The organism is Spirochaeta thermophila DSM 6578, assembly GCF_000184345.1.
In the GTDB taxonomy this organism is placed as follows: Bacteria; Spirochaetota; Spirochaetia; order Winmispirales; family Winmispiraceae; genus Winmispira; species Winmispira thermophila.
The window spans coordinates 2,172,962-2,199,479 of sequence record NC_017583.1 but is presented as its reverse complement, the minus strand read 5'-3'; the positions used below and the strand labels follow the sequence as shown (position 1 = coordinate 2,199,479).

The 26,518-nt window shown below is 62.4% G+C and carries 26 protein-coding genes; 20 read left to right on the top strand and 6 right to left on the bottom strand.

The features are described from left to right. On the bottom strand, positions 1 to 3,141 hold the full coding sequence (locus tag SPITH_RS10015; protein ID WP_014625544.1) for a diguanylate cyclase domain-containing protein: 3,141 nt from the start codon (positions 3,139 to 3,141) through the stop codon (positions 1 to 3). A gap of 106 nt (positions 3,142 to 3,247) precedes the next feature. Between SPITH_RS10015 and SPITH_RS10010 the strand changes: the two genes are divergently transcribed. From SPITH_RS10010 to SPITH_RS09965, 11 genes are all read left to right on the top strand, one after another. Beyond that, positions 3,248 to 3,535 carry a thiamine-binding protein gene (locus SPITH_RS10010; RefSeq protein ID WP_014625543.1) on the top strand — a complete coding sequence of 96 codons (288 nt, stop codon included), beginning with the start codon at positions 3,248 to 3,250 and terminating at the stop codon, positions 3,533 to 3,535. After that, positions 3,507 to 4,322 carry an ABC transporter permease gene (locus SPITH_RS10005; RefSeq protein ID WP_014625542.1) on the top strand — a complete coding sequence of 272 codons (816 nt, stop codon included), beginning with the start codon at positions 3,507 to 3,509 and terminating at the stop codon, positions 4,320 to 4,322. The genes SPITH_RS10010 and SPITH_RS10005 overlap by 29 nt, the downstream gene beginning before the upstream one ends. Further along, the gene (locus SPITH_RS10000) at positions 4,319 to 5,302 is read left to right on the top strand and encodes an ABC transporter substrate-binding protein (RefSeq protein WP_014625541.1); all 984 of its coding nucleotides are present in this window, start codon (positions 4,319 to 4,321) and stop codon (positions 5,300 to 5,302) included. The genes SPITH_RS10005 and SPITH_RS10000 overlap by 4 nt, the downstream gene beginning before the upstream one ends. Next, positions 5,299 to 5,436 (top strand): hypothetical protein, encoded by a 138-nt coding sequence (locus tag SPITH_RS12140; RefSeq protein ID WP_155816555.1) that lies wholly within the window; start codon positions 5,299 to 5,301, stop codon positions 5,434 to 5,436. Before SPITH_RS10000 ends, SPITH_RS12140 begins: the two co-directional genes overlap by 4 nt. A gap of 12 nt (positions 5,437 to 5,448) precedes the next feature. Continuing rightward, complete coding sequence (locus SPITH_RS09995; RefSeq protein WP_014625540.1) at positions 5,449 to 6,255, top strand: ABC transporter ATP-binding protein; 807 nt, start codon at positions 5,449 to 5,451, stop codon at positions 6,253 to 6,255. 75 nt (positions 6,256 to 6,330) lie between these two features. Next, positions 6,331 to 7,410 carry a hypothetical protein gene (locus SPITH_RS09990; protein WP_014625539.1) on the top strand — a complete coding sequence of 360 codons (1,080 nt, stop codon included), beginning with the start codon at positions 6,331 to 6,333 and terminating at the stop codon, positions 7,408 to 7,410. A gap of 92 nt (positions 7,411 to 7,502) precedes the next feature. Next, positions 7,503 to 8,321 (top strand): alpha/beta hydrolase, encoded by an 819-nt coding sequence (locus SPITH_RS09985; RefSeq protein WP_014625538.1) that lies wholly within the window; start codon positions 7,503 to 7,505, stop codon positions 8,319 to 8,321. A gap of 152 nt (positions 8,322 to 8,473) precedes the next feature. After that, positions 8,474 to 9,643 (top strand): BMP family ABC transporter substrate-binding protein, encoded by a 1,170-nt coding sequence (locus tag SPITH_RS09980; RefSeq protein WP_014625537.1) that lies wholly within the window; start codon positions 8,474 to 8,476, stop codon positions 9,641 to 9,643. Between the two features lie 104 nt (positions 9,644 to 9,747). After that, positions 9,748 to 11,265: an ABC transporter ATP-binding protein gene (locus tag SPITH_RS09975; protein WP_014625536.1), complete on the top strand. Its 1,518-nt coding sequence runs from the start codon at positions 9,748 to 9,750 to the stop codon at positions 11,263 to 11,265. Continuing rightward, the gene (locus tag SPITH_RS09970) at positions 11,262 to 12,338 is read left to right on the top strand and encodes an ABC transporter permease (RefSeq protein WP_014625535.1); all 1,077 of its coding nucleotides are present in this window, start codon (positions 11,262 to 11,264) and stop codon (positions 12,336 to 12,338) included. The genes SPITH_RS09975 and SPITH_RS09970 overlap by 4 nt, the downstream gene beginning before the upstream one ends. Continuing rightward, positions 12,338 to 13,261 carry an ABC transporter permease gene (locus tag SPITH_RS09965; RefSeq protein WP_014625534.1) on the top strand — a complete coding sequence of 308 codons (924 nt, stop codon included), beginning with the start codon at positions 12,338 to 12,340 and terminating at the stop codon, positions 13,259 to 13,261. The genes SPITH_RS09970 and SPITH_RS09965 overlap by 1 nt, the downstream gene beginning before the upstream one ends. Here SPITH_RS09965 and SPITH_RS09960 read toward each other — a convergent pair. After that, complete coding sequence (locus SPITH_RS09960) at positions 13,240 to 13,776, bottom strand: phosphoribosyltransferase (RefSeq protein WP_013314682.1); 537 nt, start codon at positions 13,774 to 13,776, stop codon at positions 13,240 to 13,242. The genes SPITH_RS09965 and SPITH_RS09960 overlap by 22 nt on opposite strands. A 302-nt stretch (positions 13,777 to 14,078) precedes the next feature. Between SPITH_RS09960 and SPITH_RS09955 the strand changes: the two genes are divergently transcribed. The 8 genes from SPITH_RS09955 to SPITH_RS09920 all read left to right on the top strand — a co-directional run bounded on the left by SPITH_RS09955 (position 14,079) and on the right by SPITH_RS09920 (position 22,360). After that, positions 14,079 to 15,212: an ABC transporter substrate-binding protein gene (locus SPITH_RS09955; protein WP_014625533.1), complete on the top strand. Its 1,134-nt coding sequence runs from the start codon at positions 14,079 to 14,081 to the stop codon at positions 15,210 to 15,212. Positions 15,213 to 15,283: 71 nt separating this feature from the next. Continuing rightward, positions 15,284 to 16,183 carry a branched-chain amino acid ABC transporter permease gene (locus SPITH_RS09950; RefSeq protein ID WP_014625532.1) on the top strand — a complete coding sequence of 300 codons (900 nt, stop codon included), beginning with the start codon at positions 15,284 to 15,286 and terminating at the stop codon, positions 16,181 to 16,183. Between the two features lie 2 nt (positions 16,184 to 16,185). Further along, positions 16,186 to 17,181, top strand: coding sequence for a branched-chain amino acid ABC transporter permease (locus tag SPITH_RS09945; protein ID WP_014625531.1), 996 nt, complete (start codon positions 16,186 to 16,188; stop codon positions 17,179 to 17,181). Beyond that, a complete protein-coding gene (locus SPITH_RS09940) occupies positions 17,178 to 17,972 on the top strand; it encodes an ABC transporter ATP-binding protein (RefSeq protein ID WP_014625530.1) in 795 nt (264 codons plus the stop codon). Before SPITH_RS09945 ends, SPITH_RS09940 begins: the two co-directional genes overlap by 4 nt. Continuing rightward, positions 17,965 to 18,669 carry an ABC transporter ATP-binding protein gene (locus SPITH_RS09935; RefSeq protein ID WP_014625529.1) on the top strand — a complete coding sequence of 235 codons (705 nt, stop codon included), beginning with the start codon at positions 17,965 to 17,967 and terminating at the stop codon, positions 18,667 to 18,669. Before SPITH_RS09940 ends, SPITH_RS09935 begins: the two co-directional genes overlap by 8 nt. 50 nt (positions 18,670 to 18,719) lie before the next feature. Next, positions 18,720 to 19,364 carry a CBS and ACT domain-containing protein gene (locus tag SPITH_RS09930; protein ID WP_013314676.1) on the top strand — a complete coding sequence of 215 codons (645 nt, stop codon included), beginning with the start codon at positions 18,720 to 18,722 and terminating at the stop codon, positions 19,362 to 19,364. A gap of 177 nt (positions 19,365 to 19,541) precedes the next feature. Then, complete coding sequence (gene fusA, locus SPITH_RS09925) at positions 19,542 to 21,638, top strand: elongation factor G (protein WP_014625528.1); 2,097 nt, start codon at positions 19,542 to 19,544, stop codon at positions 21,636 to 21,638. 14 nt (positions 21,639 to 21,652) lie between these two features. Then, positions 21,653 to 22,360, top strand: a complete 708-nt coding sequence (locus SPITH_RS09920; RefSeq protein WP_014625527.1) for a hypothetical protein — start codon at positions 21,653 to 21,655, stop codon at positions 22,358 to 22,360. A 3-nt stretch (positions 22,361 to 22,363) separates the two neighbouring features. Here the strand turns inward: SPITH_RS09920 and ispF are convergent, their stop codons facing one another. The 3 genes from ispF to SPITH_RS09905 are packed head-to-tail and all read right to left on the bottom strand — an operon-like array spanning position 22,364 to position 24,164. Continuing rightward, a complete protein-coding gene (gene ispF, locus SPITH_RS09915; protein WP_014625526.1) occupies positions 22,364 to 22,840 on the bottom strand; it encodes a 2-C-methyl-D-erythritol 2,4-cyclodiphosphate synthase in 477 nt (158 codons plus the stop codon). Beyond that, a complete protein-coding gene (locus tag SPITH_RS09910; protein ID WP_014625525.1) occupies positions 22,837 to 23,511 on the bottom strand; it encodes an IspD/TarI family cytidylyltransferase in 675 nt (224 codons plus the stop codon). Before SPITH_RS09910 ends, ispF begins: the two co-directional genes overlap by 4 nt. After that, positions 23,508 to 24,164: a CarD family transcriptional regulator gene (locus tag SPITH_RS09905; RefSeq protein WP_014625524.1), complete on the bottom strand. Its 657-nt coding sequence runs from the start codon at positions 24,162 to 24,164 to the stop codon at positions 23,508 to 23,510. The genes SPITH_RS09910 and SPITH_RS09905 overlap by 4 nt, the downstream gene beginning before the upstream one ends. Before the next feature lie 70 nt (positions 24,165 to 24,234). Here SPITH_RS09905 and SPITH_RS09900 point away from each other — a divergent pair, with 70 nt between their 5' ends. Beyond that, positions 24,235 to 24,921, top strand: a complete 687-nt coding sequence (locus tag SPITH_RS09900) for a TVP38/TMEM64 family protein (protein WP_014625523.1) — start codon at positions 24,235 to 24,237, stop codon at positions 24,919 to 24,921. On the opposite strand, the gene SPITH_RS09895 is transcribed toward SPITH_RS09900, so the two are convergent. Next, the gene (locus SPITH_RS09895; RefSeq protein ID WP_014625522.1) at positions 24,882 to 26,510 is read right to left on the bottom strand and encodes a peptide ABC transporter substrate-binding protein; all 1,629 of its coding nucleotides are present in this window, start codon (positions 26,508 to 26,510) and stop codon (positions 24,882 to 24,884) included. The two genes, SPITH_RS09900 and SPITH_RS09895, sit on opposite strands and share 40 nt — an antisense overlap. Positions 26,511 to 26,518 lie beyond the last annotated feature (8 nt).

Below are 26,518 nucleotides of genomic sequence, written 5' to 3'. Positions count from 1 at the left end.
CTAGGGCTCTCCCTTTTCCTCGAGGTGCTCCCTGAGGAGCGGGAGGACCTGCTCTGCAGGGAGCCTGCCGTGTACCCCGGGGCCTGCGGCCAGGTCGGCTCCCAGTTCCCATATCCAGGAGAGACCTCCTTCGTCGTCCACTCCTTCCACCACCACCTTCTGGTTCCTGTACCGCATGAGGTGTATGAGGGCCTTGAGGGAGGACTCGCTCCCTTCCACCTCGTTTCTGAAGGCAAGGAGACGGCGATAGGGGAGGAGGACGAAGGGGAGATGGATGGCTTCGTCCCTCGGATCGAGAGGGATCCAAGGGCCGGGGGGGCCCACGGTGAAGCCCATGGTCCGTACTTCCTCCACCGCGCGTATGAGGTGTTCGGGGAGCATGCCTGAGCGGAAGGGGAGGAGGAGTATCAGGTGTCCGGGAGGGAGTTCGTAGGCTTCCCCCATGTCCCTGAGCGTGGAGAGGAATGAGTGATCGAAGAGGAGGGAGGAGGGGATTCGGGCGACCAGGGGTGGGATGGTGCCCGGGGGGATGGCCCTTTTCCTGGCTCCGTGGAGGAGGGTGGCCATACCTTCCACGATGAGCTCGCCCACCGTTCCCCCCAGGTTCACCTCTTCGGCCATGGTGAGTATCGCTCCGGGCTCGAGGGTGGGGTCCTTCCCGCAAGAGAGGAGTGCCTCGAGATAGGCGATGCGTCCGCTTCGGTTCTCCCAGGGTTCCCAGTCGATCTTCACCGTTCTTCCCGCGAGCGCCTTCCTGAGGAGGTCGTACCGGCCGAGTTGTTCCTCGATGACCTTTTGGTCTTCTCTCTGGAAGATTGCGTACTGGTTCTTGCCTTGTCGCTTCGCCCGGTAGAGGGCGATGTCGGCCCTCGAGAGGATCTCCGAGGCGCTTCCACCGTCGTCCGGGAAGAAGGCGAGTCCTGCACTGAGCGATACTTCCAAGGTGGTGTTCTCGTGCTGGAAGGGTTGCTCCCGAAGGCCCCTGAAGATGCGTTCGAGCACCGAGAGTGCGAAGGCCTTCTGGGCCAGACCGGGGAGCATGATGACGAACTCGTCACCGGCGATGCGTGCCACCGTGTCCACCTCGCGGCATGCCTCTCTGAGGAGATGGGCGACATGCACCAGGTAGAGGTCTCCGGTGCGGTGACCGAAGGTATCGTTCACCTGTTTAAAGTTGTCCAGGTCGACGAAGATGAGGCCTACCTTCTTCCCCTCCCTCCGTGCGCGGGCGCACTCTCGCTCGAGTCTGTCCTCGAGGAGGAACCGGTTGGGGAGATCGGTGAGAGCATCGTGGTAGGCCAGGTAGCGTAATCTCTCCTCCAGTTCCTTCTGCTTCGAGATCTCGTGGAAGATGCCCACGTAGTGGACCTTCCCCTCGGTATCGGTGAACCGGGAGATGGAGAGCCACTCGGGGTACACCTCACCCGACTTTCTCCGGTTCCATATCTCGTCGGCCCACCACCCCTTTGTCGTGAGGTCGTGCCACATCCTCTCGTAGAGTTCGGGCGGGTGGTGATCGGATTTGAGGATGCGGGGGGTCTTCCCCCGAGCCTCTTCCTCGGAGTAGCCGGTGATGTCGGTGAAGGCGGGGTTCACCATCTCGATGTTCCCCTCTTCGTCGGTGACTACCATACCCTCATAGGCGTGTTCGAAGATCCACCGGAAGAGGAGCAGCGAAGTGCGGTACTCCCGCTCCCGCGTGGTCTCCCTGCCGAAGTAGAAGGTGCCCCGGGGACTGGTACTGGGTGAGGCGATGAGCGAATACCACCGGTCGCCCACCTTGATCTCCTGTAGTATGGGTTCCGCCTCGGGGCTCATCCCTTTGAGGGAGGGCGGGATCGCTTCGTCGCAGACCCCTTCAGGGAGCCCGAAGATGCGGGCGGCGCTCCGGTTGACATAGGTGATCCTGCCTTGTTCGTTCACGAAGACCACGGGGTTGGGGTTCTCCTGGGGGAACCGGGCGAGGAAGGCGGCCCGTTCCACCAGGGAGTCCTTCTCCTTCATGGTGCGCTGAAGCGAGTCCATGAGGGTGTTGAAGTAAGCCCCGAGGAGGCCGAGTTCGTTCCGAGGCAGCTCCGTGAGCCTGAGGTCGAGTTTGCCTGCGGTGGCGAGGCGAAGCACGGGAATGGCCCTCAGGATCGGTCGGGTGAGGGAGAAGTAGAAGTAGATGGAGAGACCGAGGGAGAGGATGAAGGCGAGACCCAGGATACCGAGTGAGAAGAGGAGGAACGAAGAGTAGATCCGTTCCTGCAGGATGGGACGTTGGAGCACCACCACCTTCCAGTTGAAGTCGGGGATGGTCCTCCAGGCCAGGGCCAGGCGCACCCCATGGTGCGTGCTCCAAGAGAAACCCCCATCTCCTTCAAGAGAGGCGAGTTGCTGGAGGAGTCCTTTTTCCGGTGAGGGGTCCGTGGATGCGAGAGGGACGGGAGATCCGTCCAGGATGAAGACCTGCATACCGGTATCCGCGGAGAGGGAGGAGATAAGGGTGGTGATGAGGGTGAGGTTGATGAGTTCGCTGAACTCTTCTTTGTAGGCGGTGGCGGTCACGATCCAGTCCCAGGGGGCATAGTAGTCCATGTACAGTACCTTTTTCCTCGGTGCAGGTTCCCCTGGATTCTGTCGTTCGTACTCGAGGTATCCCCTCTTCACCCGGGTCTGATATGCAGTGACCCAGTAGGAGAGCTGGTTGGTCCCCTCTACCTCGGGGGAAGGATGGAGCAGTATGTTCCCCTCCGAGTCGATGATCACGAAGTAGCCTTCACGGGCGATCTTCCATGAGCGGAGGGTCGAGCGCACCGTCCTCTGTGCCTCTCCTTCAGAGACGATGCCCTCTCCCGCATGCCGGGCTGTCTGCCGTACGAGGAGGAGGGCGCGGTCCACTTCCTGTTTGAGCGCATTGAGTATGAGTGTCTTTCCCACCTGCTCTATGGTGTCCACGAGGCGCTGACTTTCCTCGATGGCCTCCTCCTCGGCCATCTGGGTGGTGAAGCTTTTGAAGAAGAGGGAGCTGATGAATATCATCAACCCCAGTACCAGGAGTACACTCACCACGTGGGTGGTGAAGATCCTGAAGGTGAGGGAGCGTGAGAGGGGGATGCCTCTTGCCGAAGGTGCCTCCGGTTGTCGTATCATGTACATGTCGTCTATAGTATAAGACGCGGGAAGGGTGTTTTCAAACAACGGAGCCGGTCCGTGTGCGTCTCTCTGGACTAAATCCGACAAAACAAGTAATATTCAGGTGCCTATGGCGAAAGTGCATGTGAGTCTTCAGATACTCCCCATGGTAGAGCGGGATCGGCTCTACCAGGTGGTGGACCGGGTGATCGAGTACATCCGGTCCTCTGGGGTGCGGTACGTGGTGGGGCCCATGGAGACCACGATGGAGGGCGAGATGGATGAGCTCCTCGACATCGTGAAGGAGGCGCACCGGATCTGTGAGCAGGAGGGGGCGTGGCGTGTGGCCGCGGTGATCAAGATCGACTATGTCCCGGAGGGAGTGAGCTTTGAGGAGAAGCTGGAGAAGTACCGGTAGCCCCTTCCTCACCACTGTGGGACTGCTCGCCGTATGGGAAGCCGCTTCCCGCCTCGGTGCCGTCTCCCCCTTCCTCCTCCCCGCCCCCAGCGCCGTGGTCGTCGAACTCGTCCGCCAGGCCCCGCTCCTCCTCCCGCACCTGGGCGCCACCCTGCTCTCCGGTCTCGGCGGCTTCCTCGTGGGCGTCTTCCTGGGCGTGGGACTCGCCCTCGTGCTGGACGCTTTCCCCCGCCTCCGCGCTTCCCTCTATCCCCTCCTGGTGATCTCCCAGACCATCCCCATCATATTCCTCTATCCCCTCTTCCTCATCTGGTTCGGCTACGGACTTACGAGCAAGCTCATGGTGGTGGTGCTCGTCTGCTTCTTCCCGGTGATCGTGAGCCTCCTCGACGGCCTCGCCTCGGTGGACCCCGAGCTCCTCGACCTGTTCACTTCCATGAGGGCCGGATGGTGGTACACCTTTTGGCTCGTCCGTTTCCCCTCCGCCCTCCCTTCCCTCTTCTCGGGGCTCACGGTCTCGGCCACCTACAGCATCATGGGTGCGGTCATCGGGGAGTGGCTCGGTGCACCCCGGGGTCTGGGAGTCTACATGCTCCGCGCCTACAAGACCTTCTCCACCGCTCGGGTGTTCGCTGCCATACTCGTGGTCGTGGTGGCGAGCCTCGTGGTGGTGTACCTGGTGAAGCTCGCATCCTGTCTCGCCATGCCCTGGAGGGCGCGGCGGGACACCGTCACAGGCCCCTCGCGGAACGCGGGGGATCTTACTCACATGAGGAGTGTACCATGAGGACGTTCCGGGTCGTGAGCGTGTGCGCAGGCCTCATCCTGATAGCAGGAATCCTTCCTGCAGCGGGAGGGAGGGAAACCCCTTCCCTCACACCCATCACCGTGGTCCTCGATTGGACCGTGAACACCAACCACACCGGCCTCTACGTGGCCCTCGAGAAGGGCTACTACCGTGAGGAGGGCCTCGATGTCTCGATCATCACCCCTCCCGAGACCGGTGGGGTCTCGCTCCTCCTGGCCGGCAAGGCCCGGTTCGCCGTGAGCTATCAGGAGGAGGTCACCTATGCGAGGGCTGCGGGACGGCCCGTCAAGGCCATCGCCACCGTGATCCAGCACAACACCTCGGGGTTCGCGGCCCGCGTGGAGGAGGGGATCAGGACCCCCAAGGACTTCGAGGGCAAGACCTATGGCGGGTGGGGGTCCCCCATCGAGGAGGCGGTGCTCAAGGCGGTGATGGCGGCCTACGGTGCCGACTACTCTAAAGTCCGGAATGTGACCGTGGGGGCGGTGGATTTCTTCGCCGCCACCGAAGGAGAGGTGGACTTCATGTGGATCTTCGAAGGATGGGATGGAGTGGCCGCCCGGCTCAAGGGGATTCCCATCACCTACATCCCCATCGCCGAGATAGAGCCCGCCCTCGACTACTACACCCCGGTACTCGTCACCACCGACGGGTACATCGAAGCGCATCCCGAGGTGGTGCGCGCCTTCCTCAGGGCCACGAGCCGGGGCTACCGGTTCGCCATCGAACACCCGGACGAGGCGGCCGAAGTCCTCCTCTCCTATGCGCCCGAGCTCGATCCCGACCTGGTGCGGGAGAGCCAGCGCTACCTCGCAGGCCAGTATGCGAGGGGTGCGGCCCGCTGGGGCGAGATGAAGCTGGAGGTGTGGCGGCGCTTCGCCGATTGGCTCACACGCTATGGCCTGCTCGAAGGCATCTTCGTGCCCGAGGAGGCGTTCACCAACGAGTTCCTGCCGTGACGGGAGGACTGACGGCACGTGATGCGGATGCGGGGGAGCACGCCTCACACGTGGAGGCCGGTCTTCCCCCGCTCACACGTGGTACGGACGCAGGGGCGGCGCGGTATCCGGTGCCGCCCCCTCATCCGTCCTGAGGAGGGACCCGCATGAACAAAAAGGAGATGGAGCCTTCCCGCGAGGGAGTCTCCCCCCCTGTGCCCCGCCCTGTCAAGCTGCAGGCGGAGGGGATCTCCATGCGTTTCGACGACCTCGCGGTGCTGGAGGGGATCTCCTTCTCCCTCGCAGAGCGGGAGTTCCTCTGCCTTCTCGGTCCCTCGGGGTGCGGGAAGAGCACCCTCCTCAGGATCCTCTCCGGTCTCCTCCTGCCGGTCTCCGGGAGGGTGCTCCTTGACGGTGAAGAGATCACCGGCCGGACAGGCAAGGTGAGCTACATGCACCAGCGGGACCTCCTCCTCCCCTGGAAGACCGTGCTCGACAACGTGGCGGTTCCCCTCGTGCTCAAGGGATACGGATGGAAAGAGGCGCGGGAGAAGGCTCGTGCCCATCTGGAGGCCTTTGGTCTCAAAGGTTTTGAGGCCTACTATCCCTCCCAGCTCTCGGGGGGGATGCGTCAGCGGGTGGCCCTCCTCCGCACCTACCTCTATCGGAACGACGTCATGCTCCTGGACGAGCCCTTTGGCGCGCTCGACGCCATCACGAGGGAGCGTCTTCAGGAGTGGCTCCTGGGGGTGGTGGAACGCCTCTCCACTTCGGTGCTCCTGGTCACCCACGACGTGGACGAGGCCATCCTCCTCGCCGATCGCATCCTGGTACTCTCGCCCCGCCCGGGGCGCGTGGTGGCCGCGCACCCGGTTCCCTTTCCCCGTCCGCGGACCAGGGAGCACCTCCTCACCACCGACTATCTCTCCCTCAAAGCGAACATACTGGAAGAACTCAGAACCTGGTCCCGGTGAGTTCGATCTGAGCGGGTGGAGACGGTCCCGCCTCCTGCCGATAATGGGAGTGAAACCCGGACGGAGGAGGTCCCCATGAGAGCCCTCGGCGTGGTGCTCCTTTTGGTGTTTCTGCTCTTCCCCCTCGGAGCAGGGGATGGTTTCCCTGTGGAGATCAGCCCCTATCCCACGCTCTGGGGAGCAGGGGCGACGATCACCTGGCGGCTCTTTCCCCTCTACAGAGCTCTGGTCCACCCCTCCCTTTTCCTGGGGGCCGATGCCGCGTGGGCCACGGACGGTGCCTACTATCGTCTTCCGGACGGAAGCGTGTACACCGGGGAAGGGGCCTCGAGCCCACCCGGGGATACAGGATACCACTACCTGCAGACCCGGTGGCGGTTCGGGATCACCCAGGCCTTCCTCGCCACGAGAACCCATGACTACGTGGGTATCACCGTGGAATACGCCGGGTTGTGGCGTGACCACCTCGATCGCAGGGACACCGACCAGCTCCTCTTCCTCTCCGGGCTCCCTGAGAGGGATGGAGCCCTCCAGCACGAGCTCCGGGCGAGAGTCTTCGTGGACTACGTGGAGACCCACCCCGTCCACGGCTACGAGCAGGGGGTGTGGGCCGGGGTCTGGTACAGGGCCGTCCCCCCGGGGTGGGGTTCCACGCCCACGGGAGAACGCCTCTCGTTTTCGGGGGTCGGAGGGGAGGTGCGGGGGTATCTCCCCCTCTGGGACAGGGATCCGCAGGTGAACGCGACCTCTCTCCTCGCAGCCTTCCTCCTGACGGGAGAGAAGGTGTGGGGTGATGCGGTGCCCTTCTATGAGAAGGGTACGAGGCTGGAGTATCTGAGAGGTGTCGACGGAGCCGGACTCGACACCCTCACCTCGTGGGCCGCCGATCTGGAACTCAGGTGGTACCTGCCTCCTGTGGGTGAGGTCCTGGAGGGAATCCTCTGGCCGGTGGTGGTGGCCTTCGTGGACACAGGCTTCTTCTGGGACGAAACCCCCTCTGGAGCAACGGTCGTTGCGGATACCGGAATGGGGTTCTTCCTCGACTTCACCCCCTATTTCCAGCTCGGTGTGACCACCCAGTGGCGCCTCCTGGGCACCAATGTCGATGGCTCCGTGTGGACACCCTTCGGGATGAGCTTCGGCTATCTCTACTGAATCCCCGTCGGACGGCCGTGTGTGCCCGTTTTCTTGTGGCGCGATTCCCTGTCCCCGTGTATACTGTGAGGTGATCACGGGCAGGATGGGCCATGGAAAAGAGCCTCCCGTACGACGAGTTCTGGAGAGAGTATGAGGAGCACCTCGTCTTCCACAGGGTGTGGCACCCACAGCACGCCCCACGAGCCGGTGTGCTCCTTCTCCACGAGGCGGGTCTCCACTCCGGTTCCTACGTGAGGGTGGGGGGATTCCTCTCGTCTCACGGGTTCGGCGTGGCAGCGCCCGACCTTCCGGGCCAGGGGGTCTCCCTTCCTCTGCGGGGACGCACCCTCTCCCCCGAGGGACTCCTCGACCTCGTGGAGGACCTCCTCCATATGTGTGGCGGGCTCTTCGACGACGTGCCTCTGTTCCTCGGAGGGGAGGGAGCCGGTGCGAGCCTCGCCCTCGCCTTCGGGCTCATGAGACCCGGCCGATGCGCGGGCCTGGTCCTCTCGTCGCCCTTTCCCACGTCCGAGAGCCTCCCGCGTCGCCTGTGGGGACCCCCCTTTCCCTCCCTCGGGCGGCCGCGGACCGAAGTCCACGGTGTGGTCGACCCGCTCCTCTCCCTCCGCATCCTGCGGGATCCCCTCTGTACCGGGAAGGCGCCGTCTTCGTTCCACGCCGCGCTGAGGAAGCTCCTCGCCGGCTCCCGGGAGCGGAGGAGGAGACTCGCCCTCCCTGTCTTCATCGCCTGCGGGGATCACGACCCCCTCGTCCCCCGCGAAGGGATCGATTCCCTCTACGACGAAGTGCCGGCGGACGAGCGGACCTTTCGCAGGTACCGGCGTGGAGGGCACTTCCTCCTCCTCGATCTCACCCAGGAGGAGGTGTTCCACGACCTGCTCCTCTGGATGGAGGAACGTATCCTCTGAGGAAGTCCTCGGAAGCCTTCCACACGTCCGAAGCCCGAGCCCTCGCCGGGCCCGGTTGACCGGGGGTGAGCTCTTTCTCCATAATGACGTACACGTTCGGGCATCTTTCGTGGACCTGCGCCACACTTCTCGAGATGAAAGGAGTACGATCGATGAAACGAGGTCTCTCGCTTTTTGCAGTGGGTCTCGCGATGGCTCTCATCCTCACGGGATGCGCGAGGAAAGAGGAAGGGGCCGTCGGGGAGAAGACCCTGAAGGCGGGTTTCGTCTACGTAGGACCCGTGGGTGACTACGGGTGGTCCCATGCCCACGACCAGGGTCGGAAGTACGTGGAGGGGAAGTTCCCCTGGTTGAAGACGGTGTACGTGGAGTCCGTGACCCCCGGCGATGCCGGGAGGATCATCGACCGCCTGGTGAACGAGGAGCAGTGCGATGTGGTCTTCACCACGAGCTTCGATTACATGGACGAGACGGTGAAGGCCGCCCAACGGTATCCGGATACCATCCTCATGCACTGCTCGGGCTTCAAGCGGGCCGAGAACCTGGGGACGTACTTCGCCGAGCTCTACCAGATCTACTACCTCAACGGCCTCATGGCCGGCGCCCTCACCGCCTCGGGCAAGGTGGGATACGTAGGGGCCTATCCCATCCCTGAGGTGGTCCGCCACATCAACGCCTATGCCCTGGGGGTGAAGGCGGTCAATCCCGATGCCGAGGTTCACGTGCGCTGGATCTACAGCTGGTACGATCCCAACAAGGCGCGCGAGGCGGCCGAGGCCCTCGTGGCAGAGGGGGTGGACGTCCTCGCCTTCACCGAGGATTCCCCAGCGGTGATCGAGGTGGCCCAGGAGTACACAGAGAAGGGTAAGCCCGTGTATGCCTTCAGCCACTACAGCCCCATGCAGCGCTTCGGCGAGGATGCCGTGGTCTCGGGCCAGCTGGTGGACTGGGGCATCATGTATGAGAAGATCCTGAAGGACATCCACGACGGTACCTGGAAGAGTGAGGACCTCTGGTGGAGGGCCGGGGAGGGAGCTGCACTCCTTGGTGGGGAGTTCGACGAACCCATCAATAAGAAGTTCGTTCCTCGACTCAAGAAGATCATGATGGAGACCGCTGATCTGGGGAAGATCTCGGTCTACGACCTGGTGATGAAGCGCTACGAGCAGATGAAGACCATGGAGTTCGAGCCCTTCACCGGACCCATCTATGACCAGAACGGGGAACTACGGATCCCAGAGGGAGTCCAGGCCACCAAGGACGAGCTTCTCTCCATGGATTACCACGTGGACAACGTGGTCACCCCACTTCCCCGGGACTGATGGCCCGGGACTGATGCACGGAATCGCCGCCCTGCTCCCGCGGGGCGGCTTCCCCTCTCGTGTCTGGGCGTCCTCCGGATACCGGAAGCAGGAAGGAGCGGTCGATGCCGAAGGTCCAATCCCTCGAGCTCAAGGGGATCACCAAGGTCTTCCCCCAGGTGGTGGCCAACAGTGATGTCTCGTTCTCCGTGAGGGCGGGCGAGATCGTGGGCCTCCTCGGAGAGAACGGGGCAGGGAAGACCACGCTCATGAACATCCTCTACGGCCTCTACCAACCCACCTCGGGTTCCATCCTCGTGGACGGCCGTGAAGTCCGCTTCCGCTCCCCTGCGGACGCGATACGGGCGGGCATCGGCATGGTGCCCCAGCACTCCATGCTGGTGGAGAACCACACCGTGCTCGAGAACCTCGTCCTGGCGGACCCATCCCTTCCGTTCTTGTTCCCCCACAGGGCGATGAGGCGGAAGGTGGAGGCGATCCTCGCACGGTATGGGTTTCCTCTCGATCTCGATGCCTTCGTGTGGGAGCTCTCGGCCGGGCAGCGACAGCGCGTGGAGATCGTGAAGGCCTTGATCCAGGGGTCCGACGTGCTCATATTGGACGAGCCCACCTCGGTCCTCACCCCCCAGGAGACGCAGGAGCTCTTCTCGGTGTTGCGGGAGTTCGCGGCCCAGGGACACGCGGTGATCCTCATCTCGCACAAGCTGGAGGAGATCTTCCAGGTGTGCGGCCGTGTGGTGGTCCTGCGGAAGGGCCGGGTGGTGGGCGAGGCCTCTACGGCCTCGATCGACAAGCGGGAGCTCGCCCGCATGATGGTGGGCCGGGAGGTGGTCTTCTCAGTGGATCGGCGTCCCGTGGAGCCGGGGGGGGTGGTGCTCGAGGTGGAGGACCTGGTGGTCCGGGGTGACAGGGGTGAGACCGCGGTGGAGGGGGTGAGCTTCACGATAAGGCGGCATCAGGTGTTGGGCGTCGCGGGCGTGTCGGGGAACGGGCAGAAGGAGCTCGTGGAGGCCATCACCGGCCTGAGGAGGCCTGTGTCGGGAGTGATACGGCTGAAGGGACACGGTGTCACCGGAGCGACCCCCCGCGTGCTCCACGCCCTGGGGGTGGGGCACATCCCCGAAGAGCGACTCCGGTTCGGGACCGTGCCCAATCTCCTCATCTATGAGAACGCGGTCCTCAAACACCACCACATGAGGCCGTTTTCCGACGTGGTCTTTCTCAACGTCCGTTCCATGGAGGAGCACGCCCGTAGGATCGTGGACGACTTCGGGGTGGAGGCCCCTTCGATCTATGCCCGCACCGGGAACCTCTCCGGGGGGAACATCCAGAAACTCATCCTGGGGAGGGAGATGAGTCGGAAGCCGGACCTCCTGGTGGCCTCGCACCCCACGTATGGGCTCGACGTGGGGGCCACGGAGTACATACGGAGGCAGATCCTCAGGCAGCGCGACGAGGGGGCGGCGGTCCTCCTCGTCTCCGAGGACCTCGAGGAAATCCTGGAGCTTTCTGACCTCATCGGCGTCATGTACCGTGGGAGGATGGTCTTCCTCGCCCCGGCAGAGGAGGTGGACGTGGAGGAGATCGGCTATCACATGGCAGGCGTGGAGGCCCGCGTATGAGGGTGCAGATCGAACGGAGACTCGAGGCGGGGATGGCCTTCTCCGCCGCCGTCATCGGCTTCGCTCTGGCGGGAGGGTTGCTGGTGGTGGGGTTCCTCTTCCTCCTCAAGGGGGCAGACCCCCTGCACGTGATCGTCAAGGTGTTTTCCGGATCCTTCGGCAGTGTGTACGGCCTCAAGGAGACCCTCGCGAAGGCCATCCCCCTCGTGCTCATCGGTGTGGGGTTGTGCATCCCCTTCCAGGCGAAGTTCTGGAACATCGGCGCCGAGGGCCAACTCCTCGCCGGCGCCGTGGCCGCCACGTGGTACGCCCTCAACGTGGCCCATGCCTTTCCGCTGTGGGTGAACCTCCCGCTCATGATGCTCTCAGGCGCACTCGGAGGGGCCCTCTGGTCTTCGATCCCGGTGCTCCTCAAGGAGCGCTTCGGGGTCAACGAGGTGATCGCCACCCTCATGCTCAACTACATCGCGTTCGAGCTGGTCACCCTGCTCGTGGTGGGTCCGTGGAGGGGAGCGACCCAGCAGGGGTACCCCTATACGGACGATTTTCCCCTCTCGGCGCGCATCCCCCTCCTCCCGGGTACCCGCATTCACCTCTTCACCCTCGTAGTGGCCCTGGTGGCCGTGGGGGTGGCATGGATCATCCTCTACCGGACGAGGTTGGGCTACGAAGTGCGCGTGGTGGGAGAGAGCCGGGATGCCGCGCGCTACGCCGGGATCCATACCGGCCCGGTGCTCCTCTTCGCCATGGCCCTCTCCGGGGCCCTCGCGGGTCTCGCGGGTGTGGGTGAGGTGGCCGCGATCCACTACCACCTCTCGTATCCCGCGAATATCTCGGCCGGATACGGGTTCACCGGGATCATCGTCGCATGGCTCGCACGGCGGAATCCGGTCCTCGTGCCGCTCACCGCCTTTTTCTTCGCCGGTATCGCGGTGGGAGGGGATGCGCTTCAGATCTCGGTGGGGCTTCCCGCCTCCACCGTCCAGGTCTTCAACGGCATCCTCCTCCTCTCGCTCGTTGCAGCGGAGTTCTTCCTCAACTATCGCATCGTGATCCGATCCGGGAGGATCTGATGGACATGACCCTGCTTCATTCGCTCCTCCAGAGGACCCTCGTCGCCGGGACCCCCCTCCTTCTCGGCATCCTGGGCGAAGTGCTCACCGAACGGGCCGGTATCCTCAACCTGGGTATCGAGGGACTCATGTCGGTGGGAGCGGTGGTGGCCTTCATGGTGGGGTTCTCCACGGGAAGCGCCCTCCTCGCGGTGCTCGCGGCCATGGCGGCCGCAGCCCTGCTCGCCGGAGTGCACGCCTTCTTCTCGGTGAGCCTCCGAGGCAATCAAGTGGTGTCCGGTCTCGCCCTCGCTATGGTGGGCACCGGTATCGCGAGCGTGTGGGGCAAGTCCTACATCGGCATGCGTCAGCCGGTACGGGTCGCTCCCCTCGATGTCCCCTTCCTCTCTGAGATCCCCGTCGTCGGGGTGCTCTTTTCTCAGAGCGCCTTCTTCTACCTTGGGCTCGTGCTCGCAGTGCTCCTCTGGTTCTTCTTCTATCATACCCGAGGCGGGGTGATCCTACGATCGGTGGGTGAGCATCCGCGGGCAGCCGAGAGCGAAGGAGTGCCGGTACAACGGGTGAGAATTCTCGCCACGGTGACAGGGGGGGCGTTTTCGGGGCTCGCGGGGGCCCAGCTCGTGCTCTCGTACACGGCCTCGTGGACCGAGGGCGTGGTGGGAGGTCGTGGGTGGATCGTGGTGGCGCTCACCATTTTCTCGCTGTGGCATCCCCTGCGGGCGGTCTGGGGAGCCTTCCTCTTCGGCGGGATCTTCGTGCTGCAGTACGTGCTCCAGCCGTGGGGGTTCTCCCCCAACCTCCTTGCGATGCTCCCCTATTTCGCCACCCTCCTCATCCTCACGACCGAAGGGCTGCGGAGGGAGCGGCGGAGAGGACGTGAACCCGCCATGCTGGGAGAGCCCTACGCTCCAGGGGAGCGCTGAGCCCTCGCCTTCCTGTAGTGTTCCTCTATGTCGAGGGCGTCCCAGGGGTAATAGACCCAGTAGTCCTCGAGATCCTCTCCCACGAACACCTGTGATATACCGGGGGGAAACTCCGCCTTCTTGGGCTTCCGTTTGTTGTGGAGCACCATCACGGAGATGGCCGCGGGCTCGTTGCGGAGGAGCTCCGAGAGGCAGTAGGCGAGGGTGGAGCGTGTGTCGTCCACCTCGTCCACGAGGAGGATGCGTCTGCCCTTGAGCTTTTTCTCCACCTCGTCGATCCACTGGATCTTCTGAGGCACCTCCATGGGTCTGTTGTTCACGTCGTAGTAGGCGATACCCACGGTGAGGATGGGTTTCTCGATGTATGTGCGGAGGATGCGGGCGGGTATGAACCCTCCCGTTCCTATGGCGACGATGACATCGGGATCGAACCGGGACTCCTGTATACGCCGGGCGAGGCGTTCCACGGTCCGATGGATGTCCTCATAGGTGAAGTAGTATGCCGAACTCTCCATGGACAATACTCTACTTGTTTTCGGAAAAAAGGCAAGGTATCCTCGAGACACGAACGGGAAAGCGGACCCGAAAGGAGGAGGGAGGGGTTTATTGGAGTGGTTTTTGTCGTGTTTTGGCGCTTTTTGATCTACAGAAATGGCATATGAGCAAAAAAGATTGAAAATTTCTGCATATTCTACTGCTAAAATGGGGGTATGCTGATATATCAAGCCTCGGCTGCTTTTCTTTATTCTCCATATAGACACAAAAAGAAAATGGGTGTAATCTAATGTCACCCCAAACTCAGGAGGAGGTAAGACGCATGAAGAGACTGCTCTCCATTGTGCTGGTAGTGTTGACGGTCTCCACGTTCGTGTTCGCGCAGGGTGGTGGAGAAAAGACCATCAAGGTCGGCGTGATCATGCCCACGAGCGGCACCCTCTCCACCTACGGCGTGGACACCACCAACGCCATCAAGCTCGCGGCGGAGGAGATCAATGCCGCAGGCGGCGTGAACGGTGTGCCCATCGAGGTCATCGTGGAGGACGACGAGGGTAATCCCGAGAAGACCAAGGCGGCTTATCTCAAGCTCGTCACCCAGGACAACGTGGCTGCCATCGTAGGGCCCCTCACCTCGAACTGCACGCTCGCAGTGGTCGACTCCGCCCAGTCCGACCAGGTGCCCCTCATCACCCCCACCGCCACCAACGACCAGGTGACGCTCGCAGGCGACTACATCTTCCGGGCCTGCTTCATCGACTCGTTCCAGGGGACCGTGGTGGCGAAGTTCGCCTATGAGAACCTCGGCGCCCGCAAGGCCGCGGTGCTCTTCGACGTGGCGAACGACTATTCCTCCGGCATCGCCAACAACTTCAAGGACGCCTTCACCGCCCTCGGCGGCGAGGTGGTGGCCTTCGAGTCCTACCAGACCGGCGACAAGGACTTCAATGCCCAGCTCACCAAGATAAAGGCGCAGGATCCCGACGTCCTCTTCCTGCCCGACTACTACAACACCGTGGCCCTCATCGCAAAGCAGGCTCGGGCCCAGGGGATGGACATCCCGCTCCTGGGTGCCGACGGCTGGGACGGGATCACCGACGTGGCCGGTCCCGAGGTTGCCAACTCCTACTTCTCCAACCACTACTCGCCCGAGTCCGACGACAAGGACGTACAGGAGTTCGTGAAGAAGTACTCCGAGAAGTTCGGCAAGACTCCGAGCGCCCTCGCGGCCCTGGGCTACGATGCCATGGAAATCCTTGGCGAGGCCCTCAAGAAGGCGGGGAGCACCGATCCCCAGGCGATCCGCGACGCCCTCGCCCAGGTCGAAGGCAAGTTCGTCACCGGGTACATCAGGTTCGACGAGAACCGCAATCCGGTGAAGTCCGCGGTGGTGAACGCCATCACGGAAGAGGGTGGAAACCTCGTGGTGAAGTACGCCGCCACGGTCAACCCGTGAGATTCGTGACAAATCATCAAAGGGGGGCTCGAGCCCCCCTTTATCCTGTGTATCATTGAGAGGAGTCCGCTGTGAACCTGCTGGGGGAAGTCCTGCAACAGACCGTCAACGGGATCGCGCTGGGAGGGATCTACGCCCTCATCGCCATCGGCTACACCATGATCTACGGGATCATAAAACTCATCAACTTTGCCCACGGCGATATCCTCATGCTCGGCACGTTCATGGCCTACTTCGTGCTCATGGCGACCGGTCCCACCCCCCTCGGCCTGGTGCTCGCCTTCCTGGTGGCCATGCCCGGGAGCGCCATCCTCGGTATGATCATCGAGCGCTTCGCCTACAAGCCTCTGAGGAACGCGCCCCGTATCAACGCCCTCATCACCGCGATCGGGGTGAGTCTCTTCCTCGAGAACCTCGCCCGCGTCCTCCCCTTCATCGGGCCCAATCCGAGGCAGTTCCCGACTCCCCCCTCGGTCTTCCTCAGTTACGGGGGAGTGGGTATCAGCAACATCCAGCTCCTCATCATCGTGGTCTCGGTGGTGCTCATGCTCGTGCTCTCCTATATCGTGGAACGCACCAAGGTGGGGAAGGCCATGCGGGCCGTCTCCTACGACAAGCCCGCGAGTGCCCTCATGGGGATCGACGTCAACCGGGTGATCTCCTTCACCTTCGCCCTCGGGTCGGCCCTCGCCGCGGCCGCGGGGATCCTCTTCGCCTCGGCCTATCCCCTCATCGAGCCGTACATGGGCATCATGCCCGGGCTCAAAGCCTTCGTGGCGGCCGTACTGGGTGGTATCGGGAGCATCCCCGGCGCCATGGTGGGAGGGTTCATCATGGGGCTCGCTGAGACCTACACAAAGGGCTTCATCAACTCGCAGCTCGCCGATGCGATCGCCTTCGGTATCCTCATCCTCATCCTGCTCGTGAAGCCCTCGGGACTCTTCGGGAAAGAAACCAGCGAGAAGGTGTAGCCATGAGAAAAGAATACAGAGACGGGCTCGTGCTCGCGGGACTCTCCATCGGCGTGGTTGCCGCAGTCACCGCCCTCGTGCGGTCGGGGTTCACCACACTCTACACGGCCCAGGTGATCACCCTCTCCGGGATCAATGTGATCGTGGCGCTCGGGCTCAACCTCATCACCGGGTTCACCGGGCAGCTGGCCATCGGCCATGCGGGATTCATGGCGGTAGGGGCCTACACGAGCGCCCTCACCATGATGCTCCTGGGATTCCCCCCTGTGCTCGGCGTGATCTCGGGAGGACTCCTCGCCGCCGTGGTGGGGATGCTCATCGGGTTCCCCACGTTCCGGCTCAGGGGCGACTATCTCGCCATCGTAACCCTCGCCTTCGGTGAGGTGATCCGTGTGATCATCATCAACCTCCCTTCCCTCACGGGTGGGGCGGCGGGGCTCAAAGGGGTGCCGCCTTTCGCCGAGGGGAGGATGCTCAAGCAGATCGTGGCCATGGATGTGGTGCTCGTCTTCATGTTCCTCGTGATCGCACTCATGTACACCGTGGTGCGTTCTTCCTACGGCAGGGCCCTCATCGCAATACGTGACGACGAGATCGCTGCCCACACCATGGGTATCGATGTCTTCGGGTACAAGATGTTCTCGTTCACCCTCTCGGCCTTCATCGCGGGCTTGGGGGGAGGGTTGTATGCCCCCTTCTTCGGTTACCTCACCCCCCAGACGTTCACCTTCCTCAAATCCGTGGAGATACTCATCATCGTGGTCTTCGGCGGCATGGGGAGCATCACGGGCACCGTGGTGGCGGGCTTCCTTCTCACCTCCCTCCAGGAGTTCCTCAGATTCCTCAAGGACTACCGGATGGTCATCTATCCGCTCATCCTCATCGTGATGATGCTCTTCAGACCTCAAGGCCTCTTCGGGGAGAGGGAGATCTCCATCTCGTCTCTCTTCCGCAAGGCCGGCGGGAAGCGTACGTCCGAGGAAGGAGATCCGACATGAAGTCCATACTCGAGGTACGGGATCTTTCGATTTCGTTCGGCGGTCTCAGGGCCGTGGACCACTTCCGCCTCACCCTCGGTGAGGGCGAGCTCGTGGGCCTCATCGGCCCGAACGGCGCGGGCAAGACCACGGTCTTCAATATGCTCACCGGCATCTACCGGCCCACCTCCGGGAGGATCCTCTTCAGGGGGAGGCGGGACGAGGAGCCGAGGGACATCACCGAGCTCAAGCCCCATCAGATCACGAGCAGGGGTATCGCCCGTACGTTCCAGAACATCCGGCTCCTCAAAGGGAGGAGCGTGCTCGAGAACGTCCTCATCGCCTACCACTACAGGGTTCCCTACTCGCTCCTCGATGCGGTCCTTCGTACCGGGCGGTACTACCGCGGTGAGCGGGCCCTCGTGGATGAGGCCATGGAGTTCCTTTCCATCTTCGGCATCGAAGGGAAGGCCCGTGAACTCGCCCAGAACCTCCCCTACGGCGAACAGCGGAAGCTCGAGATCGTGCGGGCTCTCGCAACGCATCCCGTGCTCCTCCTGCTCGACGAGCCTGCCGCCGGGATGAATCCAAAGGAGACCAGGGCCCTCATGGACCTCATCCGGTTCATCAGGGAGCGCTTCTCCCTCACGATCCTGCTCATCGAGCACGACATGAGTCTGGTGATGAACGTGTGCGAGCGCATCGTGGTCCTGGACTACGGCAGGATCATCGCGGAAGGGGATCCCGAGAGCATCCGTCGGAACCCCGAGGTGATAAAGGCGTATCTCGGAGAGGAGGTGGAGATTGCTTAAGGTAGAAGGGCTCCGTGTGAACTACGATGCCATCGAGGCCCTCCACGGCATCTCCTTCGAGGTCCGGGAGGGCGAGATCGTGACCCTCATCGGTGCCAATGGAGCGGGGAAGAGTACCACGCTCAATGCGATCTGCGGCCTCGTGCCGGTCTCCCGGGGGGGGATCACCTTCATGGGAGAAGACCTCGTCGGCCTCTCCCCTCATGGGATCGTGCAGCGCGGTATCTCCCAGGTCCCCGAAGGGAGGCGGGTGTTCGCCAACCTCACGGTGGAGGACAACCTCCTCATGGGGGCCTATACCCGCAAGGATGCGAAGGCCGTTCGGAGGGACATGGAGCAGGTCTACGAGCGGTTCCCCAGGCTCAAGGAGCGGTATCGACAGCTCGCAGGGACGTTGAGCGGGGGGGAACAGCAGATGCTCGCGCTGGGGAGGGCCCTCATGTCGAGGCCGAGGCTCCTCCTGATGGACGAGCCTTCGATGGGTCTCGCCCCCCTCCTGGTGCGGGAGATCTTCTCCATCATCCAGGACCTCAACCGTGAGGGTGTCACCATCCTCCTGGTGGAGCAGAACGCGCACATGGCCCTCAAGATCGCCCATAGAGGCTATGTACTCGAGACGGGGAACATCATCCTCTCGGGTACGGTGGCCGAGCTTCTCGAGAACGAAGAGGTGAAGCGCGCCTACCTGGGCGGCTAGCTTTGACAGATCCGGACTTCGGGTACTATGCTGAAGAGAGGAGGTGGTGCATGAAAGTAGCCCAGGTGATGACACACAACCCCGTGACCGTGACTCCTGCGACGACGCTCTCCGATGCACAGGAACTGATGCGGAGGGAGAAGATCCATCGCCTTCCCGTGATAGACGAGAAGGGGAGAGTGGTGGGGATCGTCTCGGAGAAGGACCTGCTCTACGCCTCACCGTCTCCCGCCACCACGCTCAACGTCTACGAAATGGCGCAGCTCCTCTCGAAGGTGAGGATCAAGGAGGTGATGCGCACGCCGGTGATCACGGTGACGGAGGACACCTACATCGAGGATGCGGCCCGGATCATGGTGGACAACAACATCGGAGGGCTCCCCGTGGTTCGGGGGGAGAAACTCGTGGGGATCATCACTGAGAGCGACATCTTCAAGCGGTTCGTGGAACTCTTCGGTACCAGGAAGAAAGGGGTGCGGCTCACCCTTCTCATCCCCGAGAGGCGGGGAGAGATCGCGGACATCGCCTCCGCCATCGCCCGGGCCGGGGGGAACATCGTCTCCCTGGGGACCTTCCTCGGTGAGGATCCGACCAGCGCCCTCTTCATCGTCAAGGTGGAGGGTCTTTCCAAGGAGGAAGCCTGCTCCATCGTGGAACCGCTCGTGGAGAAGGTGGTGGATGCGGCGATGGTGTAGCGAGGGGTGATTGATCTTTTTCCGAAAATGTTCTATCCTCAGGCGGCTCGGACAGTGATTTCATAACAAGGTTGACGCTCACGTCGTTTTTTTCGATTGTGTAGTACGCACATCATTGGGGGATCAATCCTCGACAATGGAGCCATACAACTCTCAGGAGGAGAGAAGGAAGGAGCTATGAACGATTTCCAGAAACACATGCGCAACATAGGGATCAGCGCACACATCGACTCGGGGAAGACCACTCTCACCGAGCGGATCCTCTACTACTGCAACCGCATCCACCAGATCCACGAGGTGAAGGGGAAGGATGGGGCGGGCGCTACCATGGACTACATGGAGCTCGAGAAGGAGCGGGGTATCACCATCACCTCGGCGGCCACCTATGTGACCTGGAAGGATCACATGATCAACATCATCGATACGCCGGGGCACGTGGATTTCACCATCGAGGTGGAACGGGCGCTCAGGGTGCTCGACGGCGCCGTGCTCGTGCTCTGTGCGGTCGGCGGGGTGCAGTCGCAGACGCTCACGGTGGACAGACAGCTCAAGCGCTACCGGGTCCCCCGGCTCGCCTTCATCAACAAGTGCGACCGCGTGGGGGCCAACCCCTACAAGGTGCGCGATCAGATAGAGGAGAAGCTGGGACTCGATGCAGTCCTGGTCCAGATCCCCATCGGGCTCGAGGATCAGCACAAGGGAGTGGTGGATCTCATCACCATGAAGGCCCTCTATTTCGAGGGCGCCAACGGTGAACACGTGGTAGAAGCCGAGATTCCCGGCGAACTCGTGGCCGAGGCGGAGGCAAAACGGGAGGAGATGCTCGACGCCCTCTCCATGTACTCCGACGATCTCGCGGAGGCCATCCTGGAAGGCGAGGACATCCCCGAAGACCTCATTCACGATGCGATCCGCAAGGGGACCCTCTCGCTGAAGCTCTGTCCCATCTTCATGGGGGCGGCCTACAAGAACAAGGGGGTGCAGCCCCTCCTCGACGGAGTAGTGCGGTATCTCCCTTCGCCTTACGACATCAAGAACGTGGCGCTCGATCTCTCGAACGACGAGGCCGAGGTGGAGCTCAAGTCCGTGGACGATGCACCCACGGTGGCCTATGCGTTCAAGCTCGAGGACGGACAGTACGGTCAGCTCACCTACATCAGGATCTACCAGGGCATGGTGAAAAAGGGCATGGAGCTCTTGAACACCCGGAGCAGGAAGAAATTCAAGATCGGGCGGCTCGTGCGTATGCACGCGAACCACATGGAGGACATCTCCGAGGCCCGCTGTGGGGACATCGTGGCCCTCTTCGGGATCGACTGCGTCTCGGGCGACACCTTCTGCGATCCTTCGCTCAACTACGCCATGACCTCCATGTATGTCCCGGAACCGGTGATCTCGCTCGCCATAAAGCCCAAGGACAAGAAGTCCGAGGACGCCGTGGCCAAGGCGCTCAACCGCTTCGCCAAGGAGGACCCTACCTTCAGGGTGTACATCGATCCGGAGACCAATGAGACCATCATCCAGGGGATGGGCGAGCTTCACCTCGATGTGTATATCGAACGGATGCGGCGCGAGTACAAGGCCGACGTGGAGACCGGCATGCCCCAGGTGGCATATCGTGAGACCATCACGAAGCGGGCCGACTTCGACTATCTCCACAAGAAGCAGACGGGCGGATCCGGACAGTACGGACGGGTGGCCGGATATATCGAACCGATCCCCCTGGAAGAGGGGAAGACCTACGAGTTCGTGGATCAGATCAAAGGCGGGGTGATCCCCAACGAGTACATCCCCTCCTGTGACAAGGGGTTCCAGAAGGCCATGGAGAAGGGGAGCCTCATCGGGTTCCCGGTGGTGGGCGTGAGGGTGGTCATCAACGACGGCCAGTACCATGCGGTGGACTCCTCCGACATCGCGTTCCAGCTCGCCGCGATCGGCGCCTTCAGAGAGGCGTACGAGAAGGCCGACCCGGTCATACTCGAACCCATCATGAAGGTCACCGTGGAAGGGCCTACCGAGTTCCAGGGAAACATCTTCGCTAGCATCAACCAGCGTCGAGGTATTATACTGAGTAGTACAGAGGACGGGATGATGTGCCGGGTGGAGGCGGAGGTGCCGCTCAGCGAGATGTTCGGCTACTCGACGGTGCTCAGGTCCCTCACCCAAGGGAAGGCGGAGTTCAGCATGGAGTTCGCCCGGTACGCGAAGGTTCCCGTGAATATCGCCGAGGAACTGAAACAGAAGTTCCAGAAAAAAGCAAAGGTGGAAGGGTAAGAGGAGGCCTTCGTATGGTAAAGACAGAGCTGATCAAGAGGAGTCCGCTCCGTATCCTCGAACGTTCCCTCCATGGCGGGCTCAAGCCCGGAGAGATAGGAGTCCTCACCGGCAAGAAGGGGATAGGAAAGACGGCCTGTCTCGTCCATGTCGCGACGGACAAGCTCTTCCAAGGCAAACACGTGATCCACATCTCCTACGCCCCCAACGTCCATCACCTCATCGACTGGTACGAGGACATCTTCAAGGAGATCGCGAGGAAGCGGAACCTCGAGAATGCCATGGATGTGCACGAGGAGATCATCCGAAACCGCGTGATCCTCAACTTTCACAAGGAGGGGGCGAAGACCTCCCACGTGGTGGCTACCCTCAGGGCCCTCAAGGAGGGTGGGGCCTTCGACGTGGATCAGGTGATCGTGGATGGTTATGAGTTCACCACGGTCGATCCCCATGAGTTCGCCCTTTTCAAAGAGGTCGCCGAGGACCTGGGGATCTCGTTCTGGTTCTCCGCCTCCACCGGCGAGGCGGCCCCGGAAGTGGACGAGGGGAGTTTCCCGAAGCTCCTGGATCCGGTGAAGGACATGCTGGATGTGGTCCTTCTCCTCCTCCCCGGAAAGGACGGAGTGACCCTCCACCTGGTGAAGGACAGGGACAGACTGGGGGATACCGATCTCCATCTGGTGCTCGATCCCAAGACGCTCCTCATCTCCGAGGAGGACTGAGTCTCACACCCTCTCTTCGAGCAGGAGCACCGCAAAGGCCTCGATCGCCTTGCCTCGCCCGGCGGCGTCGAGGCCTTCCTTTGTCTTGGCTTTTATGGAGACGGCATCGGGGGGGAGGGAGAGGAGCGCCGAGAGAGAGGCGCGGATGGCCTCCCTGTGGGGGGCGAGCCTGGGACGTTCGAGGATCACCGTACAGTCCAGGTTCGTGATACGCAAACCTCGGGACTCCATGAGATCGAGTGCGTGCGAGAGGAAGAACCTGCTGGGCTTGTCCTTGTGGCGAGGATCGGAAGGGGGAAAGTGCGTGCCTATATCTCCCTCCGCGAGGGCGCCGTAGATGGCGTCGGTGATGGCATGGAGGAGTACGTCCCCGTCCGAGTGTCCTGCCTCCCCACGAGGGGAGGGTATCTGCACACCGCCCAGCATGAGGGGGCGCCCTTTCTTGAGTCTGTGGCTGTCGTAACCCATTCCGATTCTCATGGCAGATCCCAGGGAAAGGTGATCTTCCTGTTGACCGGATCTCCCTCCACCGTATGGACGGGGATACCTGCCGCGTGACAGAGGGCGGCATCGTCAGGAAAGAGGTGGAGACGATCGTGGAACCGCCTGTGGGCCTCATAGATGAGGGAGAAGCGGAAACCTTGCGGGGTCTGGGCCCCCACGAGGTGGTGCTTGTCGAGGTGTTCCACGACTTCCCCGGTGGGGCCTATCCTCTTTGGGGCGTCCACGAGGGCGACCACCGGGATGCAGGCTCCCTTCTCTCTCGCCTTTCGGTACACCCTTCCGATGAGGTCCGGGCTCACCCAGGGGCGGGCGCCGTCATGGATGAGGACGATCTCCGGGGGGTCTCCCGAGAGGGCCTCGAGGGCGTGGAACACCGACTCCTGACGTGAGGTTCCACCCGGTGCAAGGGTGACGAGATCTCGACATGGGTTGTCGAGGAGCGGGAGCAACTCATCGTACCAGACCGCCTCGTCCCCTGGAGGGAGCACTACCACATAGCGGTCGAAGAGTCCGGTTCGGAAGGCTGCCTGGATGCTGTGGAGGAGCACGGGGAGGCCGTCGAGGAGGCGGTATTCCTTCTTCCGGGCTCCGCCCATCCGGGCGCTCGCCCCTGCCGCGGTGACCACGAAACCGGCATCGGCGCTCATTCCTCGGAATCGTCCTCTTCGTCCAGGTCTGCGTCCTCCATGTCGTCCCCGTTCTCTTCCTCGTCCTCTTCTTCGAAGTTCAGATCTTCGTCCTCTTCCTCGAATAGGTCCTCTTCTTCTTCCTCGATGGGCGCGCTCTCCTGTTCGAGTTGCTGGAAGATGCGGGCCTCCACTTCTTTCGCGGAGATCTCGAGGGCGAAGGATATCTCGTCCACCAGAATGCGGAGGGCGTTGTCGAAGAGCTTGCGTTCCAGGATGGGCAGCTCCTTTATCTTGCTTCGGTAGTAGAGGGCTCGGACCACGCGGGCGATATCCATCACGCTTCCCTTCTTGAGGAGATCCAGGTTCATCTGGTAGCGGGTCTTCCAGTCGGTGGGGCCTGCCTGGGGATTCTCGGAGATGAAGTCGAGGGCCTCGAGCGCTTCCTCCCTGGATACGATGGGTCTGATGCCTATCTCCGCGGCCTTGTGGACAGGAACCATCACCGTCATATCGGAGACCGGGATGTAGATCACGTAGTAGAGGAGTCCCTCTCCCTTGAATTCCCTTTCCTCGATCCGTACCACCTCACCCACTCCCTGGAGTGGGTAGACCACGTGATCGTGCACCTTGAACTGGGGTTCGGGTTGGGCGGACGTGTTCCTGCTGGTCATGGTGTCCCAAGTATATAGAAATCCTCCCCGGTAGTCAAATAGTGAGGAAGTCGTCTATCATGCCCCTGTGATGAGAGACTTCAGATGGAAGGACCTCCTCTTTCCGGGGTTCTTTCTCGTATCGCTTGCGCTGGTGTTCTTCCTCGTTCCCTCCCTCTGGGAGATGTTCACGGATCCCGAGAGGATCGTCCGCCTGGTCCGCTCCTGGGGCCTCTACGGTGCGCTGGGTTTCCTCGGGCTCCAGGTGCTCCAGGTGGTGATCTTCGTCCTCCCCGGTGAGGTGGTCCAGGTGGCGGCGGGGTTCCTTTTCGGGAAGTGGGAGGGCTTCCTCCTGAGCGTGGTGGGGATCGGCCTGGGCTCGTGTTTCAACTTCTTTCTCGCCCGCCTCTCGGGGAGGGGCTTCGTCTCTTCCCTCGTCGGTGAGGGGGAGCTGGGACGGTTCGACCGGTTCCTCTCTTCCTCCCGGGGAGAGGGCGCGCTCTTCCTCCTCTTCCTGATCCCCGGCATCCCCAAGGACGTCCTCTGCTATGTGGCGGGTGTGGGGAACATCCCGTTCTCCCTCTTCTTCCTCCTCTCCATGACGGCCCGTCTCCCCGGCATCGTCGGGAGCGTATGGCTCGGACATGCCCTCTTCGAGCAGGAGTGGCTGGTGGCGGGGATCATCGGGGCGGCTGCCTTCGTGTTATTCCTGTTGGGAGTTCTCTTCAGGGATCGGCTTCACTCCTTCCTCGATCGTGTGAGGAAGAGGAGACGCTGAGGGATCCCTCCCCTCTCTTCCGATCGGACCACTCCCGGGCCGAGCTCGGTGGGGAGGAACTCGAGGGTGTGGAAGGGGTGGATGTCGAGGGGGTTCGGGTACCATCCGCCTATCCAGTCGAGGTCCACGAGGTTGAGGGCGGGGCTGTGGGCTATGGGAAGGATCACCGCGCTCTCCGAGATGAGGAATTCCTCGGCCCGCGCGAGGAGGGAGTAGCGCTCTTTCCCCTGTGTGGTGTTGGCCTCCCGCAGGAGTTCATCGTATTCGGGGGAGGAGAAGCGGGCGTAGTTGAGAGAGCCGCCCGATTCCCAGAGAGACAGGAAGGTGAGCGGATCCGGGAAATCACCCACCCAGGTGATGGATGCGAGGTGGAACGAGGGGGCCTTCTCCATGGCGTTGAAGTAGGCCTGCATGGAGGTGAAGGCCTTCACCTGCACCTGGAGGCCGAGCCTCTCCCTCCAGAGCCGCGTCAGTATGTCGATCTCCTCCTGCCCGCCCTCCACGGCATAGCACGTGATGACCGGGAGGCCTTTGCCTTCGGGGAATCCCGCCTCCTGGAGGAGTGAGAGGGCGGTCTCCTCGTCGGGTTCGGTGATGCCCGCGACCTCGGGGTATCCCGGGATCTGGGGGACGAGGTGTGAGGTGGGGAAGAAGTAGCGATCGGAAGAGCGGAGTTCGTCCCAGGGTACGAGGAGGGCCAGGGCCCTGCGCACGCGGGGATCGTCGAAGGGGGGGGTGGATGCGTTGAAGAAGTAGAAGGTGGTGGCAAAGAGCGGGTTGAGGACGAGTGCCTTCCTGTTGTTGAGGAGTGACAGGTCGTATCCATCGGCCACCCAGTGGATGGCGTCTCCGTTGAAGAGGCGCATCACACGCTCCGGATCGTCGTACGAGGTGATCACGAGGCGAGGGATCTTCACCGACTCCTGGTCCCAATACTGGGGGTTCTTTTCCAGTACCAGACGGTCTTTTTCCACCTTCAGAATGCGATATGGACCGTTCCCGACGAGGTCTCGTGAGGGTGCCCAGGTCCGTGAGAGATCCATGCCCGAGGCGACGGGTGCAAAGGCGGTGTGGGGGAGGAACTTGAGGATGTAGGGGGCGGGGTTGGTGAGGGTAAGGACGAGCGTGTGGGGGTCTTTTGCCACAATGCCCACCTCTTCAGGTGATCCCTTCCCCTCTCGGAGCGCGCGGGCGCCGGTGATCACGTCGAGGAGCGAGGCGTACGGCAGGTTGTGGGCGATGAGGTAGAGCCAGCTTTCCCTGAAGTGGGCTGCGGTGATGGGGGTGCCGTCCGAGAAGCGTGCGTTCTCTCTCAGGTAGAAGGTGATGCGGGTGTAGTCTTTGTTCCACTCCCATTTCCGGGCCACCCCCGGCATGGGGCCGAGGGTGGACGGGTGGTAGGTGAGGAGCCCTTCGAAGAGGGCGAGTGCGATCTGGGCCTCGTTGGTGGTGCTGATGCGTTGGGGGTTGAGGTTGGAGGGAGAGGGGAGGATGTTCACGACGAACTCCTGGCCGCGAGCCTCTTCCCCCGCCGTGGCGAGAGGAGCGAAAAGGGAGAAGATGAGCAGTATGACAGGTACTCGTTTCATATTCCTTC

Excerpts from the sequence above, each read along its gene's own strand:
- SPITH_RS09980 (WP_014625537.1), top strand. The coding sequence starts at position 8,474 with ATGAAACGAGGTCTCTCGCTTTTTGCAGTGGGTCTCGCGATGGCTCTC.
- SPITH_RS09920 (WP_014625527.1), top strand. The coding sequence starts at position 21,653 with ATGGTAAAGACAGAGCTGATCAAGAGGAGTCCGCTCCGTATCCTCGAA.
- SPITH_RS09905 (WP_014625524.1), bottom strand. The coding sequence starts at position 24,164 with ATGACCAGCAGGAACACGTCCGCCCAACCCGAACCCCAGTTCAAGGTG.
- SPITH_RS09990 (WP_014625539.1), top strand. The coding sequence starts at position 6,331 with ATGAGAGCCCTCGGCGTGGTGCTCCTTTTGGTGTTTCTGCTCTTCCCC.
- SPITH_RS10000 (WP_014625541.1), top strand. The coding sequence starts at position 4,319 with ATGAGGACGTTCCGGGTCGTGAGCGTGTGCGCAGGCCTCATCCTGATA.
- SPITH_RS09940 (WP_014625530.1), top strand. The coding sequence starts at position 17,178 with ATGAAGTCCATACTCGAGGTACGGGATCTTTCGATTTCGTTCGGCGGT.
- SPITH_RS09965 (WP_014625534.1), top strand. The coding sequence starts at position 12,338 with ATGGACATGACCCTGCTTCATTCGCTCCTCCAGAGGACCCTCGTCGCC.
- SPITH_RS09900 (WP_014625523.1), top strand. The coding sequence starts at position 24,235 with ATGAGAGACTTCAGATGGAAGGACCTCCTCTTTCCGGGGTTCTTTCTC.
- SPITH_RS09945 (WP_014625531.1), top strand. The coding sequence starts at position 16,186 with ATGAGAAAAGAATACAGAGACGGGCTCGTGCTCGCGGGACTCTCCATC.
- SPITH_RS09960 (WP_013314682.1), bottom strand. The coding sequence starts at position 13,776 with ATGGAGAGTTCGGCATACTACTTCACCTATGAGGACATCCATCGGACC.
- SPITH_RS10010 (WP_014625543.1), top strand. The coding sequence starts at position 3,248 with ATGGCGAAAGTGCATGTGAGTCTTCAGATACTCCCCATGGTAGAGCGG.
- SPITH_RS09970 (WP_014625535.1), top strand. The coding sequence starts at position 11,262 with ATGAGGGTGCAGATCGAACGGAGACTCGAGGCGGGGATGGCCTTCTCC.
- SPITH_RS09995 (WP_014625540.1), top strand. The coding sequence starts at position 5,449 with ATGAACAAAAAGGAGATGGAGCCTTCCCGCGAGGGAGTCTCCCCCCCT.
- SPITH_RS09930 (WP_013314676.1), top strand. The coding sequence starts at position 18,720 with ATGAAAGTAGCCCAGGTGATGACACACAACCCCGTGACCGTGACTCCT.
- ispF (WP_014625526.1), bottom strand. The coding sequence starts at position 22,840 with ATGAGAATCGGAATGGGTTACGACAGCCACAGACTCAAGAAAGGGCGC.
- SPITH_RS09975 (WP_014625536.1), top strand. The coding sequence starts at position 9,748 with ATGCCGAAGGTCCAATCCCTCGAGCTCAAGGGGATCACCAAGGTCTTC.
- fusA (WP_014625528.1), top strand. The coding sequence starts at position 19,542 with ATGAACGATTTCCAGAAACACATGCGCAACATAGGGATCAGCGCACAC.
- SPITH_RS09955 (WP_014625533.1), top strand. The coding sequence starts at position 14,079 with ATGAAGAGACTGCTCTCCATTGTGCTGGTAGTGTTGACGGTCTCCACG.
- SPITH_RS09895 (WP_014625522.1), bottom strand. The coding sequence starts at position 26,510 with ATGAAACGAGTACCTGTCATACTGCTCATCTTCTCCCTTTTCGCTCCT.
- SPITH_RS09985 (WP_014625538.1), top strand. The coding sequence starts at position 7,503 with ATGGAAAAGAGCCTCCCGTACGACGAGTTCTGGAGAGAGTATGAGGAG.
- SPITH_RS10015 (WP_014625544.1), bottom strand. The coding sequence starts at position 3,141 with ATGTACATGATACGACAACCGGAGGCACCTTCGGCAAGAGGCATCCCC.
- SPITH_RS09910 (WP_014625525.1), bottom strand. The coding sequence starts at position 23,511 with ATGAGCGCCGATGCCGGTTTCGTGGTCACCGCGGCAGGGGCGAGCGCC.